Genomic DNA, 1270 nt, shown 5'->3' with positions numbered 1-1270 from the left:
GTAGGTGTCTGACGGTACCGTAAGAATAAGGACCGGCTAACTCCGTGCCAGCAGCCGCGGTAATACGGAGGGTCCGAGCGTTATCCGGAATCATTGGGTTTAAAGGGTCCGTAGGCGGGCCTGTAAGTCAGGGGTGAAAGTTTGTGGCTCAACCATAAAATTGCCTTTGATACTGCAGGTCTTGAGTCATGGTGGGGTCGCCGGAACATGTGGTGTAGCGGTGAAATGCATAGATATCACATAGAACACCGATCGCGAAGGCAGGTGGCCAACCATGTACTGACGCTGATGGACGAAAGCGTGGGTAGCGAACGGGATTAGATACCCCGGTAGTCCACGCCGTAAACGATGGATACTAGCTGTGGGGACCTCGGTCTCCGTGGCCAAGCGAAAGTGATAAGTATCCCACCTGGGGAGTACGTTCGCAAGAATGAAACTCAAAGGAATTGACGGGGGCCCGCACAAGCGGTGGAGCATGTGGTTTAATTCGATGATACGCGAGGAACCTTACCAGGGCTTAAATGCAGGCTGCATGGGGTGGAGACACCCCTTTCTTCGGACCGCCTGCAAGGTGCTGCATGGTTGTCGTCAGCTCGTGCCGTGAGGTGTCAGGTTAAGTCCTATAACGAGCGCAACCCCTACCGTTAGTTGCCAGCATGTAAAGATGGGGACTCTAGCGGGACTGCCGGTGCAAACCGAGAGGAAGGTGGGGACGACGTCAAATCATCACGGCCCTTACGTCCTGGGCTACACACGTGCTACAATGGCCGGTACAGAGGGAAGCCACCCCGCAAGGGGGCGCGGATCTACAAAACCGGTCACAGTTCGGATCGGGGTCTGCAACTCGACCCCGTGAAGCTGGAATCGCTAGTAATCGGATATCAGCCATGATCCGGTGAATACGTTCCCGGGCCTTGTACACACCGCCCGTCAAGCCATGGAAGCCGGGAGTGCCTGAAGTCCGTCACCGAGAGGAGCGGCCTAGGGCAAAATCGGTAACTAGGGCTAAGTCGTAACAAGGTAGCCGTACCGGAAGGTGCGGCTGGAACACCTCCTTTCTAGAGAAAGAGACGCCCGGAATGGGGTCCTTGCGCGAGGTGGTCCTTAGGACCTTTGTGCTGTCGTTTATGATATGTTTTTTTGGTATAAGGCAAAATATAAGGCCAAGACAGTCTCATAGCTCAGCTGGTTAGAGCGCTACACTGATAATGTAGAGGTCGGCAGTTCGAGTCTGCCTGAGACTACGAAGGAAGTTCATTGAGAAAAAGTA

Annotated in this window: 1 tRNA gene and 1 rRNA gene; both read left to right on the top strand. The window is 54.3% G+C overall.

The annotated features are described in order from the left end of the window. Positions 1–1058 (top strand): 16S ribosomal RNA (locus tag VM932_RS16630); the annotation flags it as partial. A gap of 112 nt (positions 1059–1170) precedes the next feature. Continuing rightward, positions 1171–1244 (top strand) — tRNA-Ile (locus tag VM932_RS16625). Positions 1245–1270 lie beyond the last annotated feature (26 nt).

It is taken from the genome of Flagellimonas halotolerans, from assembly GCF_035818535.1.
Classification (GTDB): domain Bacteria; phylum Bacteroidota; class Bacteroidia; order Flavobacteriales; family Flavobacteriaceae; genus Flagellimonas; species Flagellimonas halotolerans.
This window is presented reverse-complemented; position numbering and strand designations above follow the sequence as displayed.